A 14,556-nucleotide genomic window follows, 5' to 3' on the forward strand; every position below is an offset into this window, starting at 1 on the left:
TTGAGGTTGTGAAATATTTCTCCTGCGCAGTGATCATCTTGTTTGGGAGCGTCACAATGACAATTACAAAGGCTCTGCTGACCACGACACTTTCTTTAGGGCTCCTGGCGTGCGCTGGCGCCAGCCAGGCGGCCGGTTGGTGCGAGTCCGGCAAGCCGGTCAAGTTCGCCGGTCTGAACTGGGAAAGCGGGATGTTGCTCACTGAGGTGATGCAGTTCGTGCTGAAAAATGGCTATGGCTGTGACACCGACAGCCTGCCGGGCAACTCCATCTCCATGGAGAACGCCCTGAGCAGCAACGATATCCAGGTGTTCGCCGAGGAGTGGGTAGGGCGCAGCGAGGTCTGGAACAAGGCTGCGGCCGCCGGCAAGGTCGTCGGCGTCGGCTCGCCGGTGGTTGGCGCGGTCGAAGGCTGGTATGTGCCGCGTTATGTGATCGAAGGCGATGCCAAGCGCAAACTCGAAGCCAAGGCACCGAACCTCAAGAGCATTGCCGATCTGGGGCAATACGCCCAGGTGTTCAAGGATCCGGAAGAACCGGACAAGGGGCGCTTCTACAACTGCCCGGCCGGCTGGACCTGCGAGCTGGACAACAGCCAAATGCTCAAGAGCTACGGCCTGGAAAACACCTACACCAACTTCCGCCCTGGCACCGGCCCGGCACTGGATGCCGCCGTGCTGTCGAGCTACAAGCGTGGCGAGCCGATCCTCTTCTACTACTGGTCGCCCACCCCACTGATGGGCCAGGCCGACCTGGTCAAGCTGGACGAGAAGCCAGGCGTGGATAAATCCGTGACCATCAAGGTGGGGGTGTCGAAGACCTTCCACGAACAGGCGCCGGAACTGGTGGCTGTGCTGGAAAAGGTCAATCTGCCGATCGATCTGCTGAACCAGAACCTGGCGCGCATGACCAGAGACCGTATCGAGTCGGCGGAATTGGCCAAGTCGTTCCTCAAGGAGCACCCCGAAGTTTGGCACAGCTGGGTCAGCGAAGACGCAGCCAAAAAGGTAGACGCGGCACTCTGAGGGTGTGGGCGGGTCCGGCGCCTGCCGGGCATGCCACATAGCAGTCCGCTTCAAGCACTTGCTCGAGATAAATCCATGTTTCCCAAAAACTTCACGTTTTCCATTGCCGATTGGGTCAATGGCTGGGTCGATGCGCTGGTCACCAATTACGGTGACGTGTTCCGGCACATTTCCGACACCCTGCTGTGGGCCATCGTCAACCTCGAAGGCCTGCTGCGCGCAACACCCTGGTGGCTGATGCTGGCCATCGTCGGCGCTATTGCCTGGCACGCCACCCGTAGAATCGTGCCCACGGCGGTGATCGTCGGCTTGCTGTTCCTGGTCGGTGCGGTCGGCCTCTGGGACAAGCTGATGCAGACCCTGGCGCTGATGCTGGTGGCAACGCTGATCTCGGTCCTGGTCGGCATTCCGCTGGGTATCCTGTCGGCGCGCAACGATCGCTTGCGGGCGGTGTTGATGCCGCTGCTCGACATCATGCAAACCATGCCCAGCTTCGTGTACCTGATCCCGGTATTGATGCTGTTCGGCCTGGGCAAGGTGCCGGCGATCTTTGCCACCGTCATCTATGCCGCCCCGCCGCTGATTCGCCTGACCGACCTGGGCATTCGCCAGGTGGATGGCGAGGTCATGGAGGCAATCAACGCTTTCGGTGCCAATCGCCTGCAACAACTGTTCGGCGTGCAGTTGCCACTGGCGTTGCCGAGCATCATGGCCGGTATCAACCAGACCACCATGATGGCCCTGTCGATGGTGGTCATCGCCTCGATGATCGGTGCCCGTGGCTTGGGTGAAGACGTGCTTGTCGGCATCCAGACCCTCAATGTGGGCCGCGGCCTCGAAGCGGGCCTGGCCATTGTGATCCTGGCGGTTGTGATCGACCGCATTACTCAGGCCTATGGCCGGCCACGGCATGGGGTGGGCAAATGAGCGCCAAGCAGACGATGAACAAGATCGAAGTCAAACAGGTCTTCAAGATCTTCGGTGCGCGTGCCGAAGATGCGCTGAAACTGATCCGCCAGAACAAGAGCAAAGAACAGGTGCTGGCCGATACCGGTTGCGTGGTCGGGGTCAACGATCTGTCTTTGTCCATCGGCAGCGGTGAGATCTTCGTGATCATGGGGCTGTCGGGCTCGGGCAAGTCGACCCTGGTGCGTCACTTCAACCGCCTGATCGACCCCACCAGCGGCCAGATCCTGGTCGATGGCGAGGACATTCTGCAGTACGACATGCAGGCCCTGCGCGAATTCCGCCGGCGCAAGATCAGCATGGTGTTCCAGAGCTTCGGCCTGTTGCCGCACCGCACCGTGCTGGACAACGTCGCCTACGGCCTGAAGGTCCGTGGCGAGAGCAAAGCCCTGTGCACAGAGCGTGCCCTGCACTGGATCAACACCGTGGGTCTCAAGGGTTACGAACGCTCGTACCCGCACCAGTTGTCGGGCGGCATGCGCCAGCGCGTGGGCCTGGCCCGTGCGTTGGCTGCCGACACCGACATCATCCTGATGGACGAAGCCTTCAGTGCGCTCGACCCGCTGATTCGCGCCGAAATGCAGGATCAGTTGCTGGAGCTGCAAAAGACCCTGCACAAGACCATCGTCTTCATCACCCATGACCTGGACGAAGCGGTGCGCATCGGCAACCGAATTGCCATTCTCAAGGACGGTCGCCTGATCCAGGTCGGCACGCCGAAGGAAATCCTCTACCAGCCTGCGGACGAATACGTAGATCGTTTCGTGCAGCGTCGCGTAGCTTCGCTTTAAGGAACCGCGTGTATGTCGTTTGCCAAAAAAATCATCATCGCCGAGGCGCCCGTTTGCTGGCAGGACGTGGTGGCTGTGGCCCGGCATGGAGCGCAGCTTGAGCTGGCCCCATCGGCCTGGGCGCGGATCGACAACGCCCAGGCGATTGTCCAGCGCATCGTTTCCAGCGGTGACCGCGCCTATGGCGTCAACACCGGGCTTGGCGCCCTGTGCAATGTCTCGTTGCAGGACGAACAACTCAGCCAGCTGTCGCACAACACCTTGCTCAGCCATGCCTGTGGCGTGGGTAGCGCGCTGTCGGACGAACAGACCCGGGCGATCATGTGCGCGGCGATCATCAACTTCTGCCAGGGCCGTTCCGGCCTGCAGCGCAAGGTGGTCGAGGCGCTGCTGACCTTGCTCAACCAGCACATCACCCCGCAGGTGCCGAAGCAGGGGTCGGTGGGGTACCTGACCCACATGGCCCATATCAGCATCAGCTTGCTGGGCGTCGGCCAGGTCAGCTATCGCGGCCAGATCGTGCCGGCGCAGCAGGCCTTGGCCGAGGTCGGCCTGGCACCGGTCAAACTGGGGGCCAAGGATGGTCTGTGCCTGGTCAACGGTACCCCGTGCATGACCGGCCTGAGCTGCCTGTCTCTGGATGACGCCACGCGCTTGAGCCAATGGGCGGACGTTATCGGCGCCATGAGTTTCGAAGCCCTGCGCGGCCAACTCGATGCCTTCGACCCTGAAATCATCGCGCTCAAACCCCACCCCGGGATGCAGCGCGTGGGCCGCAATTTGCGGCGCCTGCTCGAGGGTAGCGAAATCATTGCCAGCAGCCATGGCATTCGCACCCAGGACGCCTTGAGCATTCGCTCGATCCCGCAGGTTCATGGCGCCGCGCGCGATCAGTTGGAACACGCCGCAAGGCAGATCGAAACCGAACTCAACTCAACGACCGACAACCCGATGTTGCTGGGTACACCCGAGTCCTATCGGGTGGTTTCCCAGGCCAATCCCCACGGCCAGTCCGTGGCCATGGCGGCCGACTTGCTGGCCATCGCGGTGGCCGAGATCGGGGCGATTGCCGAGCGCCGTCTCGATCGCCTGATCAACCCGTTGGTCAGCGGCTTGCCGGCCTTCCTGGTCAGCCAACCGGGTGTGAACTCGGGCATGATGATTGTCCAGTACGTGGCCGCTTCACTTTGTGCCGAAAACCGTCAGTTGGCCCAACCGGCCGTCATCGACAACTACGTCACCTCCGGCCTGCAGGAGGATCATCTGAGCATGGGCACCAATGCCGGGTTGAAGCTGCACCGCGCCCTGGAGAACTGTACGCAGATCCTTGCCATCGAATACCTGTTGGCGGCCCAGGCATTCGAGTTCCTCAAGGAGCAGCGCTTTGGCGCAGGTACCCAGGTTGCCTGGCGGTTGCTGCGCGAACGGGTCCCGGCCTATGCCCAGGACCGTTGGCTGGCCCCGGATATCGCCAGCAGTGCATCGATCCTGAAGGACCCCGGCCTGCTTGGCGCTGCCTTCCCCGAGCTGTTGTGACAGGTGCAGGTGCCGCCAAGGGCGGGATTGGGTCGAGGGCAATCACTACCCAGTAATGGCTTTGGCCATTTCCGACGTGCCAGCCCAACCGATCTGCTCATAGACCGGTTTGCCCGTCGCGGTGGCGTGCAGGACTGCGAAGCTGATGCCTCGGCGAGCGAACTCGGCGTCGGCAGCTTGCATCAAGGCCAAAGCCAGGCCTCGGCGGCGGTAGGCCGGCTGGACGTACACATTCAGCACGTAGCCACGCTTATCCAGGGTTGGGTGGGAGGGATGCGGCGGCCAATCGATGCTCATCAGGCCAATGGCTGCGACCGGCTGCTCGCCATCCAGGAGTTTGAACCCGTAATACCGACCGTCACCGAGCCGCTCTTCCAGCCAGGGGCGAAAGTGCTGGGTCATGATCCGTAGTTGTTCAGGATCCCCGCCTGCCTCAAGGAACATGTCCTGGCGATGGGCGCAGATCATTTCTGCGTCAGAGGGGCCGACGGGCCGGCACTCCAGACCGGAAAACGCTGTACATCCTTGTAGTTCGATCATCGTTTATCCAGTGTCAGTGGCATTGATTGATGAAGTGGCAGCCTATGGCATCTCCCGGCGTGTATGCAATGGCACGGCGGGGAAGGTGGGAAACATGAGAGGGCGAGGGCGCTGACCTTGCTGTGGCCGAGTGCTCGAGCTCCTGCGACTTGGCATGCGCTCGGACGCTTTGTGCTGTTTGACTTCAGATTCCATTCAGATTCGACCCTGATAATTCCCTGAGCCGAACCCAATCGGGGGAGTTTCATGAACGAATCTCAATGGAGCAGTCTGCTCCCGCTTCCTATAGGCAGTCATGCCGACCATCACGCGCGGCTGTCGCTTCATCTGGCAGGCGACGCTTCACGCGGGGATCTGGAGCACTTCATCCACCAGTGCTTTGCCACCGTGCACCAGGCGGATGTGCAGCATTACCTGCCAGAGCTGCTGGCATTGCATGACAGCCATGGACGGTTGATCGCAGCGGCCGGCATGCGACCAGCCAGCGACGGACCTCTGTTTCTCGAGCGATATCTGGACGCGCCATTGGAGGCCGCCGTTTCCCAAGTTGCTGGCATTGACCTTGACCGTACCTGCCTGGTCGAAGTGGGCAACCTGGCTTCACTCAGCGCTGGCAGCGGCCGAATCATGATCATTGCCGTGACCTGGTTGTTGGCCTCGCGTGGCCTGGAGTGGGTGGCATTCACCGGCGCGGCGACGCTGATCAACAGTTTTCAACGGCTGGGCCTGATGCCTACCGTTTTGGCTGCCGCCGATCCTGGGCGCTTGCAGGGGCTGGCGAATCATTGGGGGACGTATTACGACCAACGGCCACAGGTGTTCGCCGGCAACATCGGCTATGGCTTCGATGCCCTGAGCCGGGCGGGGGTGTTCCAGCGCCTTGGATTTCCCAAGCTGGCCCAGGAGACCGGTCATGCCGCATGAACTGCAGCTCTTTCAGGCGTTGTTGCGCCAGCATGCCCAGCAAAAATCTGATGCTGTAGCTGTTCAGGGCCCGGTCCGGCGTTTCACCTACCGGCAATTGCTCGACGAGGTCGAATTGCGCGTAGCCCGCTTGCTGAGCCAACCAGCGGGCACGTTCGTCATGGTGCTGGATAACGGGCCCGAATTGCTTTTCTGGGACCTGGCGGCTCTTTTCGCCGAGCGCACTTGTGTGATCGTACCGCCGTTCTTCAGCGCGGCTCAGTTGCGACACTGTCTGCGGCAGAGCGGTGCCACGAGCGTGCTGTGCGAGACGCAGTGGACCGCCCAACTCCTTGAGCAAGGTTTTACCCAGCAGCCGGCAGAAGGTTTCCTGGCGCGTGGCGGCGTTGTCGCGCCTGAATTGCCGACGGGCACCGCAAAGATCACCTATACCTCCGGCAGTACCGGGAGGCCCAAGGGCGTATGCCTGGGCGCCGAAGCCATGCTGCGTGTTGCGCGGGAGCTGGAGGCTGCAAGCCGACCAACCGAGCCGCAGCGATACTTGGCGGTACTGCCACTGGGTGTATTGCTGGAGAACCTCGGCGTATATGCCGCGCTCATGGCAGGCGCCTGTGTCCAACTCTACCCACAGCAGCAGTTGGGCATGGGCGGCGCAAGCCAGGTGGATTTCAAGCGCTTGCTCGCTGCGATTGCCCTGAGCGGTGCACACAGCCTGATCCTCGTGCCGCAACTGCTGATGGGGCTGGTCACCGCCATCGAGCGCGGGCTCATGCGCGTTGGCCCACTGCGCTTCGTGGCAGTGGGCGGCGCCCGGGTATCAGCGAAGCTGTTGGCTCGGGCCGATGCGGTCGGCTTGCCGGTGTTCGAAGGCTATGGCTTGTCCGAATGTGCCTCGGTGGTAGCGCTGAACCGACCGGGGGCCGTTCGCCCTGGCAGCGTCGGTAAGCCCTTGCCCCATGTTCAGGTGCGCATTGCTGAGGATGGTGAGGTGCTGGTGGCTGGCTCGACCTTGCTGGGCTACCTGGAAGAGACGCCGGTCACCGGCGAGTGGTGGGCGACGGGCGACCTCGGCCACCTCGACGAAGAGGGCTACCTGTACCTTGACGGGCGCAGAAAGCACCAGTTCATCACCAGCTTCGGTCGTAACGTCAACCCGGAGTGGGTGGAGTCGGAGCTGACTCAGGGCGGCGTGATTGCACAGGCATTCGTGCATGGCGAAGCCTTGCCGCACAACCTGGCGCTGCTCTGGCCGCTGGACCCCGCCGCCAGCGACGAGGCTATCGAGCAGGCCGTACGGCACTGCAACGCGCAACTGCCCGATTACGCCCAGGTGCATGCCTGGCGCCGTTTGCCGGCCCCGCTAAGCCCCATTGATGAAACCCTGACTGCCAACGGCCGCCCACGGCGCGAGGCGATCTTGCAGCGTTACCACGCCCTGTTACCCGACATCTCGTTGTGAGGTTAACCATGTCTTTTTTCGATACTTTGCAAACACAAACTGCCGAGGAGCGTCAGGTGTTGTTCGCAGTGCCGGTAATCCGGGACGCGTTGGCCGGGCAGGTCAGCCTGGACAGTTACGTCGCCTTCTTGACCCAGGCCTACCACCATGTCCGCCATACGGTGCCACTGATGATGGCTTGTGGCGCGCGTTTGCCGTCTCGCCTGGAATGGCTGCGCGGTGCGGTGTGCGAATACATCGAAGAGGAGTACGGCCACGAACAGTGGATCCTCAACGACATCAAAGCCTGCGGTGGCGACTGGGAGGCCGTGCGTGATGGTCGGCCAGCGCTGCCAATCGAGCTGATGGTCGCCTACCTCTACGACCTGATTGCACGCGGCAACCCTGTCGGGCTGTTCGGCATGGTCAATGTGCTCGAAGGCACCAGCATCGCCCTGGCCACGCAGGCGGCGGGCACCATCCAGAGCACGTTGGGTTTGCCTGGCCAGGCGTTCAGCTATCTCAGCTCTCATGGTGCGCTCGACCAGGACCACATGGTGACCTACAAGCAATTGATGGACCGCCTCGATGACGAGGGCGATCAGCAGGCTGTGACCCACGCTGCAACGGTCGTCTACCGCTTGTATACCGAGATGTTCCAGGGTTTGCCGCGCGCCGGGCAGCACGAGGTGCGTCATGCGCTTGTCTGAATCCGTGGTGGTCCTCACCGGCGCCAGTGGGGGTATCGGCCTGGAGCTGGCCGAGCAGCTGTGCGCTGCCGGTGCCCAGGTGCTGGCGGTCAGCCGGCACATGGGCAAGCTGGCTGGCCTGATGAATCGGTACCCGGACCGCTTGCGTTGGCAAGAAGCTGACCTACGCAGCCACGCAGGGCGCGAACAAGTGGTCGACCGAGCCCGCAAGATGGGCAATGTCAACGTTCTGATCAACGCTGCCGGGGTGAACCGCTTCGCCTTGCTCGATCAGTTGGACGAGCACGAGCTCGATGAGCTGCTGGACATCAATCTGAATGCCCCGTTGCAACTGACACGTGGCTGCCTGCCATTTCTGCGAGCTCAGCCCAAGGCCTTGGTGGTCAATGTCGGGTCAACCTATGGTTCGATTGGCTATCCCGGCTATGCCACCTACTGCGCCAGCAAATTCGCCCTGCGTGGCTTTTCGCAAGCGCTGCGGCGCGAGTTGGCCGACACCACGGTGAATGTGCTCTATGCCGCGCCCCGCGCGACCCGCACGGCGATGAACAGCAGTGCTGCGACAGCGCTCAATCAGGCGTTGAAAGTCGGCATGGATGACCCGGCGGATGTCGCCCGTGCAGTGCTTGAGGCGGTGCAGTCTGAACGCAGCGAGCTTTACCTGGGCTGGCCGGAAAAGCTCTTCGTGCGCATTAACGGCATGTTGCCGGGAATAGTCGACCGCGCGTTACGCAAGCAATTGCCTGTCATTCGCCGCTACCTCGGTAGCCACTCCAAGGAGTCGATCAAATGAAGCGACTGTTCATCGCCAGCTTGCTGGCATTCGCACCCTCCATCTGGGCACTGGATCAGACAGGTACACAGCACCTGAGTGACCTGCAGCAGCGCTGGGCACAGATCCAGTACCAGTTACCCAAAGACAAACGTGCTGACGCCTTCGAAAAGCTGGCGGGTGACGCGACGGCCTTCGTTCATCAGTACCCCGGTACACCAGAGCCATTGATCTGGGAGGGCATCATCAACAGCAGCTGGGCGGGGGCCATCGGTGGCCTTGGCGCACTAGGCAAGGTCAAGGCGGCGAAAGCTAGCCTTGAACAGGCCATGAAACTGGACCCCAACGCCCTGCAGGGCTCGGCCTATACCAGCCTGGGCACGCTGTACGATCAAGTGCCCGGATGGCCGATTGGTTTCGGTGATGCCGAGATGGCCGACAAGATGCTGCGCAAAGCCCTGCAGATCAACCCCGGCGGTATCGACAGCAACTATTTCTGGGCTGACCATCTGTATCGGCAAAAGCGCTACCCGGAGGCCACCGCAGCCCTGCACAAAGCCTTGCAGGCACCGCCCCGGCCGGGGCGTGAGCTAGCTGATCAGGGCCGTCGCGCGGATATCGATGCTTTACTCAAGGCGATCAAGGACAAACAGGACTGAACATGCGGCTTTTGCTGGTTGAGGACGACATCGCGCTGGGAGAGGGGATCTGCGACGGTTTGCGCCAGGAGGGCTACACCCTCGACTGGTTGCGTGACGGTGTCAGTGGCTTGCATGCGTTGCAGCACGAGACCTTCGACCTGGTGATCCTGGACCTTGGATTGCCCCGCCTGGATGGCATTGAACTCCTGCGGCGGGTACGTGCCGGCGGCGACAGCCTGCCGGTGCTGATCCTTACCGCACGGGATGCCCTCGATGATCGCATCACCGGCCTCGATGCCGGCGCCGACGATTACCTGATCAAGCCGTTCGACCTCAACGAACTGAAGGCACGCTTGCGCGCGTTGCTCAGGCGCAGCGCCGGACGCGCCAAGGTCATGATCGAGCATGCCGGAGTCAGCCTCGACCCCGCTACCCAGCAAGTTCATTACAACGGCGTCGAAGTGGTGCTGACCCCCAAGGAGTACATGCTGCTGCACGAGTTGCTGGCCCAGCCAGGCAAGGTCTTCACCCGCGAACGCCTGACCCAGTTGCTGTATGGCTGGGATGAGGAGCCGGAGAGCAATACGCTGGAGGTGAACATCTACCACCTTCGCAAGAAGCTGTTCAACGGGCTGATCCGTACGGTGCGCGGCATTGGCTATCTGGTCGAGGCCAAGGCATGAGTTCGTTGCGCCAACGCACCCTGTGGCGGGTGATGTTGTTGCTGTTGCTGGGGACCGGCCTGCTGGCGCTCTATAACTATCACGACAGCCGCCATGAGATTAACGAGGTGTACGACGCGCACCTGGCCCAGAACGCTCGCTTGCTGCAGGGCGTCATGAGCCTGCCGGTGCAAAGTGGCTCGCGTGAAGCGATGTACCAGGCATTCAACGAGGCATTGGCCCAGGCGGGTCACCATCGGGTAGGCCACCCCTACGAGAGCAAGCTGGCATTCCAGGTCTGGCAGGACGGCGCCGGCCTGCTGGTGCACACACCCAGTGCGCCGACCATCGACCCGCCACCGACGGTCCCCGGTTTCTACGACTTTTCCAGTGGTGGCGAGCAATGGCGCGGTTTCGTGCTGTCGGTGCCGGAACGACACTGGGTGATCTGGGTGGGCGAGCGTGACGATGTGCGCTACGACTTGATCGACCGCATCGTTCGCCACACCCTGTTCCCGTTCCTGCTCGGCAGCCTGGTGTTGGCACTGTTGGTTTGGGCCGCTATCGGCTGGGGACTGCGGCCGTTGCAGAACATGGCCAACATCATCCGTGGGCGTCACGCCGATTCGCTGGAGCCGCTGCAGTTGGTGCCGCTGCCCTTGGAGCTGGAGCCCATGCAGGCCGCCATCAACCGCCTGTTGGCGCAGATCGAGGACCTGCTGCGGCGTGAGCATCGGTTCATTGCCGATGCCGCCCACGAAATGCGCACCCCCTTGGCCGTTCTCCGCCTGCACGCGCAGAACGCGCTGGAGGCCAGCAACGAGGCCGAGCGGCACAAAGCGCTGGGCTTTCTGATGGGTGGGGTCGATCGACTCACCCGGGTTGTCAACCAGTTACTCACCCTGGCCCGTGTCGAGCCAAGGCTGGGGCAGCGAGCCAGCACTCGGATCGACCTGGCCGAAGTGGTCACCGAGACCTTGGCTGACCTGACCCCGTGGATACTGGACCGCGGCCTGGAGCCCTCGTTGGACATCGGCGAAGGCGACCACCACCTGGCAATCGATGCCGGCGCCCTGGGCATCGCGCTGCAGAACCTGGTGTCCAACGCGGTGGAGCACTCACCGCGCGCTGGCCGCATCACGGTGTCACTCAGGCGCCTGGACAATCACTTCGAACTGGTCGTCGAAGACGAGGGGCCGGGTATCGATGAGGCGAGTCTGTCGCGCGTATTCGAGCGTTTCTACAGCCGTAACAGTCCCAATGGTGCAGGCCTTGGGCTTTCAATCGTGGCGACCATCGTTGACCGGATGGGTGGGCAGGTGCGTTTGCGTAATCGAGCAGGCGGCGGGCTAGCCGCCACTTTGTTGTTCCCAGTGGGTTGATGAAGCCCCGCAGCCTACTTGCTGGCAACCTTACAGCTGGCGTCTAACTGGATTCACTTGAGCGAGATAAGGTTCGAAGGACATCCATTGCTTTAGCGGCATCATCCTTGGCTACGAAAATGTGGTCATGGTAGAAGGCTGCGATCACGTTGCAACTGATGCCAGCCTTGCCGAGCGCGGTCGCGAATGCGGCCGTCAAACCCACTGCATCAAGAGCGGAGTGGATTGTGAGTGTGATCCAAGCTGCCACAAAACTGTACTCAAGGCCCAGTGCATCAGCGCGTTCGCGCTCAATGATTGCAGTGAGGCCTTCTTTTTCGCGGAATGTACCCAGCACATCGGTACCCTGGAGCGCGGTAGCGTGCGCCACTGTGCAGAACACAAAGTCGCCTTCATTGAGGATTGGGCTCATGCCGCGGAGCAGAGCTGAGATCGATTTTTCACCTGACATAGGGTTACTCCCGTTTGAAAGACGGCAGTGTGCATTTCAGTGGGGCATTAGTTTAATCAATACTGCTCATTACCGATTAGTGTCGCTTATGCGATTCCCCGCCCAATTCACCTTACGCCAGCCAGGCTAGACCAGGTCTGAATGGCTCGAATGGCAGCTTTCGACCCATAGCTGCCATTGCGATGGTGCTGCTCTTGCTCATTTTTCGAGGCTGGCGCGAACCTTGTGGGAGCGGGTTTACCCGCGAAGCAGGCGACGCGGAGGGTGGCACGGGCTTCGCCCGTGTTCGCGGCGGTTCGACGCCTCGATAAACCCGCTCCCACAGAGATCACCTCTGGCATGACTCTCAGCTATGGGGCGGTAGCTGCCTTTCGTGAAATACGATTCCCTACGCAGGTAACCCTGCTCTGATTCCGGCCATCTCGCCATGGAAGTACAGGTCGCTCCGCTTCTCGTCTCACTACCTCCGGCAGTTGCACGATCGACTCCCCAGGCCTGAGCCATTGGACGGCCACGCGCCTTTGAGCATGGGGCCGCGTCGCACGCCGTGCTGACGGTGTTCGCCCAGAGCATGATGGGAACCGTTCAACCTGCCTACCCTGCCACCATGCCAAGGGCGTAATCCTTGAAAGCCAACCACCCGATCCCATGGGAACACTGTTCATGTCTATCGACTTCAGACCCGCCCAAGCCTCGGACGCGCATGATATTGCGCGCTTCTTTCAACTGACATCGGAGGGCATGGCCGATTACATATGGAGCAAGCTTGCCGCACCTGGAGAAGCGTTGCTGAGTGTCGGTGCGTCTCGCTATGCCAGGGAGCAGGGCGACTTCTCCTACAAGAACTGCCTTATGGCCACTTTCGAAGGGCGCGTCATCGGCATGATGCATAGCTATGCCTTGCGCGAGGCCCCTGACAGGCCTGTCGAGACAGACCCGGTCCTCGCGCCTTACGCCGACATGGAAATACCCGACACCTTGTACATATCCAGCCTGGCCCTGGATGAGGCCTGGCGCAGTCAGGGGCTGGGTGTCGAGTTTCTTCGCCACGCCCAGCAGCGCGCTGAGGACTCTGGCCTGGATGGGCTATGCCTGATCGATTATGCAGAAAACCACGGTGCACGCCGCTTCTACGAACGTCACGGTTTTCAAATTGTTAAAGCCTGCCAGATCGTTCCGCACCCGATGCTGGGCGTGACCGGTGAAGCCTATTTGATGTATCGCCCTACCCACAACGTGCTCGAGAAAAGCCATGAACAATAAACTGACCGTGTTCCGCGAACTGGATATCCAACCGGTGCGCGACCTTCCATTTTTTGAAGAGGTCTTGCAAGGCACCCCCCATACGCTGACGTCCAAGTACTATCACGATGAACAGCAAGGTCGCATTTCCGGAGAATGGCAAGCCAGCACCGGAGCGTGGCGCATCGACTACAAAGTTTGGGAGTTCTGCCATGTCCTGAGTGGATGCTGCGTCATCGAACTTGAGGGTTGCGCCCCCATCACACTGGCCGCTGGCGACACCTTCATTATCGAACCGGGCGCCAAGGGCAAATGGACCGTGCTGGAAGACATGAAAAAGAACTTTGTGATCCTCTTGCCCGTGAACTAGGCGCTGGGTCGCGTTTCATCGAGCGCAGCGCAAGGACAGTTTGCCTGCTGGCGGCGCTCGAATGTTCTTCGGCAGGTCACAACTGAACTGGCCTGATGATTTTGGCCCCCTTCTAAATCAGTCGATCGGAGCAGCCTGGCTCCTCAAGTTGCTTGGCCACTTTCATCGCCAATTCGACGAAGGCCCTCGCTGCAGCCGTTTGGTAAACCCCTTTCCGTTGCATCAGAACAGCAGTGCGTTGCAAGCGCTGCTGATCCAACTCGATAGCAACCAACTGCTCGTGAGCCAGGGCGATGTTGGCCGGCAACAAGGTCGCGAGCATGGTCCTGCTGACCACCTCGATAAGCGCACTGATGGTATTGGCCTCCACTTGAACGTGAGGGCGAATGTTGTGTTGGCGGCAGTAGCTGTCGATTTGCTCCCGCGTGGCGAATTCGGCGCTCAAGAGTATCAACGATTCTGAGTTCAACGCCTCCAGGCCAATACTGCCCGTGGTGGCGAGAGGATGATGCTTGCCCACCACCAGCGCGAGGGTTTCGACCAGCAGCGCCTGGGCCTCAAGGTCCAGATGATGGCCGTTGTCGAACGCAATGCCCACATCCACCTCGTCGCCCAACAACAGCTCTTCCAGCGCCTCTTGAGCGATCTCTCGCAGCACCAGCGTGATGTTCGGGTAGCGGCTATGGAACGCCTCAACCAGCGGGCCGACGAGGTAGCTGGTGAATGTCGGTGTTACCCCCACCCGAAGTGATCCGCGGCTCAGATCGCCGAGGTCATCAATGGCTCGTTTTGCCTCCTGCAGTTCCTGCGCGGCTCGCTTGGCATAGCGCAGGTACACCTCGCCGGCATCGGTCAATCGCGTGGTCCGGCCGGAACGATCGAACAACGGAGTACCGAGACTCTCTTCCAGTTGGCGGACCTGCTGCGACAAGGCCGGTTGAGACACATGCAAGGCCGCTGCGGCGCGCGTGAAACTGAGGTGGTTTGCCACTGCGATGAAGTACTGGATGTGCCGGGCAAGCATGGGTGCACCTATAAGATTATCTGATCCGCTTGATCATAAATCAGACTTTTACCTTATTGAAGGCGCTACGTAACCTTTGCTT

General features: G+C 61.2%; 16 protein-coding genes. 13 read left to right on the forward strand and 3 right to left on the reverse strand.

The window, feature by feature from the left end; translation table 11 throughout:
• The first annotated feature begins 56 nt into the window (after window positions 1–56).
• The 4 genes from ABE459_RS08740 to hutH all read left to right on the forward strand — a co-directional run bounded on the left by ABE459_RS08740 (window position 57) and on the right by hutH (window position 4,318).
• Window positions 57–1,025, forward strand: a complete 969-nt coding sequence (locus tag ABE459_RS08740) for an ABC transporter substrate-binding protein (protein WP_258646096.1) — start codon at window positions 57–59, stop codon at window positions 1,023–1,025.
• Window positions 1,026–1,100: 75 nt separating this feature from the next.
• Window positions 1,101–1,952, forward strand: a complete 852-nt coding sequence (locus ABE459_RS08745; RefSeq protein WP_125463585.1) for a proline/glycine betaine ABC transporter permease — start codon at window positions 1,101–1,103, stop codon at window positions 1,950–1,952.
• Complete coding sequence (locus ABE459_RS08750) at window positions 1,949–2,782, forward strand: glycine betaine/L-proline ABC transporter ATP-binding protein (protein WP_125858216.1); 834 nt, start codon at window positions 1,949–1,951, stop codon at window positions 2,780–2,782. Before ABE459_RS08745 ends, ABE459_RS08750 begins: the two co-directional genes overlap by 4 nt.
• A 12-nt stretch (window positions 2,783–2,794) precedes the next feature.
• Window positions 2,795–4,318: a histidine ammonia-lyase gene (gene hutH, locus ABE459_RS08755; protein WP_323831263.1), complete on the forward strand. Its 1,524-nt coding sequence runs from the start codon at window positions 2,795–2,797 to the stop codon at window positions 4,316–4,318.
• Window positions 4,319–4,363: 45 nt separating this feature from the next.
• Here hutH and ABE459_RS08760 read toward each other — a convergent pair whose 3' ends face one another.
• Window positions 4,364–4,858, reverse strand: a complete 495-nt coding sequence (locus ABE459_RS08760) for a GNAT family N-acetyltransferase (protein ID WP_323831262.1) — start codon at window positions 4,856–4,858, stop codon at window positions 4,364–4,366.
• Window positions 4,859–5,104: 246 nt separating this feature from the next.
• Between ABE459_RS08760 and ABE459_RS08765 the strand changes: the two genes are divergently transcribed.
• The 7 genes from ABE459_RS08765 to ABE459_RS08795 are packed head-to-tail and all read left to right on the forward strand — an operon-like array spanning window position 5,105 to window position 11,387.
• Window positions 5,105–5,782 carry a thermostable hemolysin gene (locus tag ABE459_RS08765; RefSeq protein WP_323831261.1) on the forward strand — a complete coding sequence of 226 codons (678 nt, stop codon included), beginning with the start codon at window positions 5,105–5,107 and terminating at the stop codon, window positions 5,780–5,782.
• On the forward strand, window positions 5,772–7,241 hold the full coding sequence (locus ABE459_RS08770) for an AMP-binding protein (protein WP_323831260.1): 1,470 nt from the start codon (window positions 5,772–5,774) through the stop codon (window positions 7,239–7,241). The genes ABE459_RS08765 and ABE459_RS08770 overlap by 11 nt, the downstream gene beginning before the upstream one ends.
• Before the next feature lie 8 nt (window positions 7,242–7,249).
• Window positions 7,250–7,930 (forward strand): iron-containing redox enzyme family protein, encoded by a 681-nt coding sequence (locus tag ABE459_RS08775; protein WP_125463591.1) that lies wholly within the window; start codon window positions 7,250–7,252, stop codon window positions 7,928–7,930.
• Window positions 7,917–8,723 (forward strand): SDR family oxidoreductase, encoded by an 807-nt coding sequence (locus ABE459_RS08780; RefSeq protein WP_323831259.1) that lies wholly within the window; start codon window positions 7,917–7,919, stop codon window positions 8,721–8,723. Before ABE459_RS08775 ends, ABE459_RS08780 begins: the two co-directional genes overlap by 14 nt.
• Window positions 8,720–9,361 (forward strand): hypothetical protein, encoded by a 642-nt coding sequence (locus ABE459_RS08785; protein WP_125463593.1) that lies wholly within the window; start codon window positions 8,720–8,722, stop codon window positions 9,359–9,361. The genes ABE459_RS08780 and ABE459_RS08785 overlap by 4 nt, the downstream gene beginning before the upstream one ends.
• A 2-nt stretch (window positions 9,362–9,363) precedes the next feature.
• Window positions 9,364–10,026, forward strand: coding sequence for a response regulator (locus ABE459_RS08790; protein WP_258706226.1), 663 nt, complete (start codon window positions 9,364–9,366; stop codon window positions 10,024–10,026).
• A complete protein-coding gene (locus tag ABE459_RS08795; RefSeq protein WP_323831258.1) occupies window positions 10,023–11,387 on the forward strand; it encodes an ATP-binding protein in 1,365 nt (454 codons plus the stop codon). Before ABE459_RS08790 ends, ABE459_RS08795 begins: the two co-directional genes overlap by 4 nt.
• A 43-nt stretch (window positions 11,388–11,430) precedes the next feature.
• Here ABE459_RS08795 and ABE459_RS08800 read toward each other — a convergent pair whose 3' ends face one another.
• Window positions 11,431–11,838, reverse strand: coding sequence for an ACT domain-containing protein (locus ABE459_RS08800; protein WP_323831257.1), 408 nt, complete (start codon window positions 11,836–11,838; stop codon window positions 11,431–11,433).
• A 663-nt stretch (window positions 11,839–12,501) separates the two neighbouring features.
• Between ABE459_RS08800 and ABE459_RS08805 the strand changes: the two genes are divergently transcribed.
• Together ABE459_RS08805 and ABE459_RS08810 are read left to right on the forward strand one after the other, a co-directional pair.
• Entirely contained in the window at window positions 12,502–13,101 is a 600-nt protein-coding gene (locus tag ABE459_RS08805) for a GNAT family N-acetyltransferase (protein WP_223277193.1), read from the forward strand.
• Window positions 13,091–13,450 carry a cupin domain-containing protein gene (locus ABE459_RS08810; protein WP_323831256.1) on the forward strand — a complete coding sequence of 120 codons (360 nt, stop codon included), beginning with the start codon at window positions 13,091–13,093 and terminating at the stop codon, window positions 13,448–13,450. The genes ABE459_RS08805 and ABE459_RS08810 overlap by 11 nt, the downstream gene beginning before the upstream one ends.
• A gap of 112 nt (window positions 13,451–13,562) precedes the next feature.
• Here ABE459_RS08810 and cynR read toward each other — a convergent pair whose 3' ends face one another.
• Complete coding sequence (gene cynR / locus ABE459_RS08815) at window positions 13,563–14,474, reverse strand: transcriptional regulator CynR (RefSeq protein ID WP_323831255.1); 912 nt, start codon at window positions 14,472–14,474, stop codon at window positions 13,563–13,565.
• Between the last annotated feature and the right edge of the window lie 82 nt (window positions 14,475–14,556).

The organism is Pseudomonas sp. TWI923, assembly GCF_039673365.1.
Lineage (GTDB): Bacteria > Pseudomonadota > Gammaproteobacteria > Pseudomonadales > Pseudomonadaceae > Aquipseudomonas > Aquipseudomonas sichuanensis.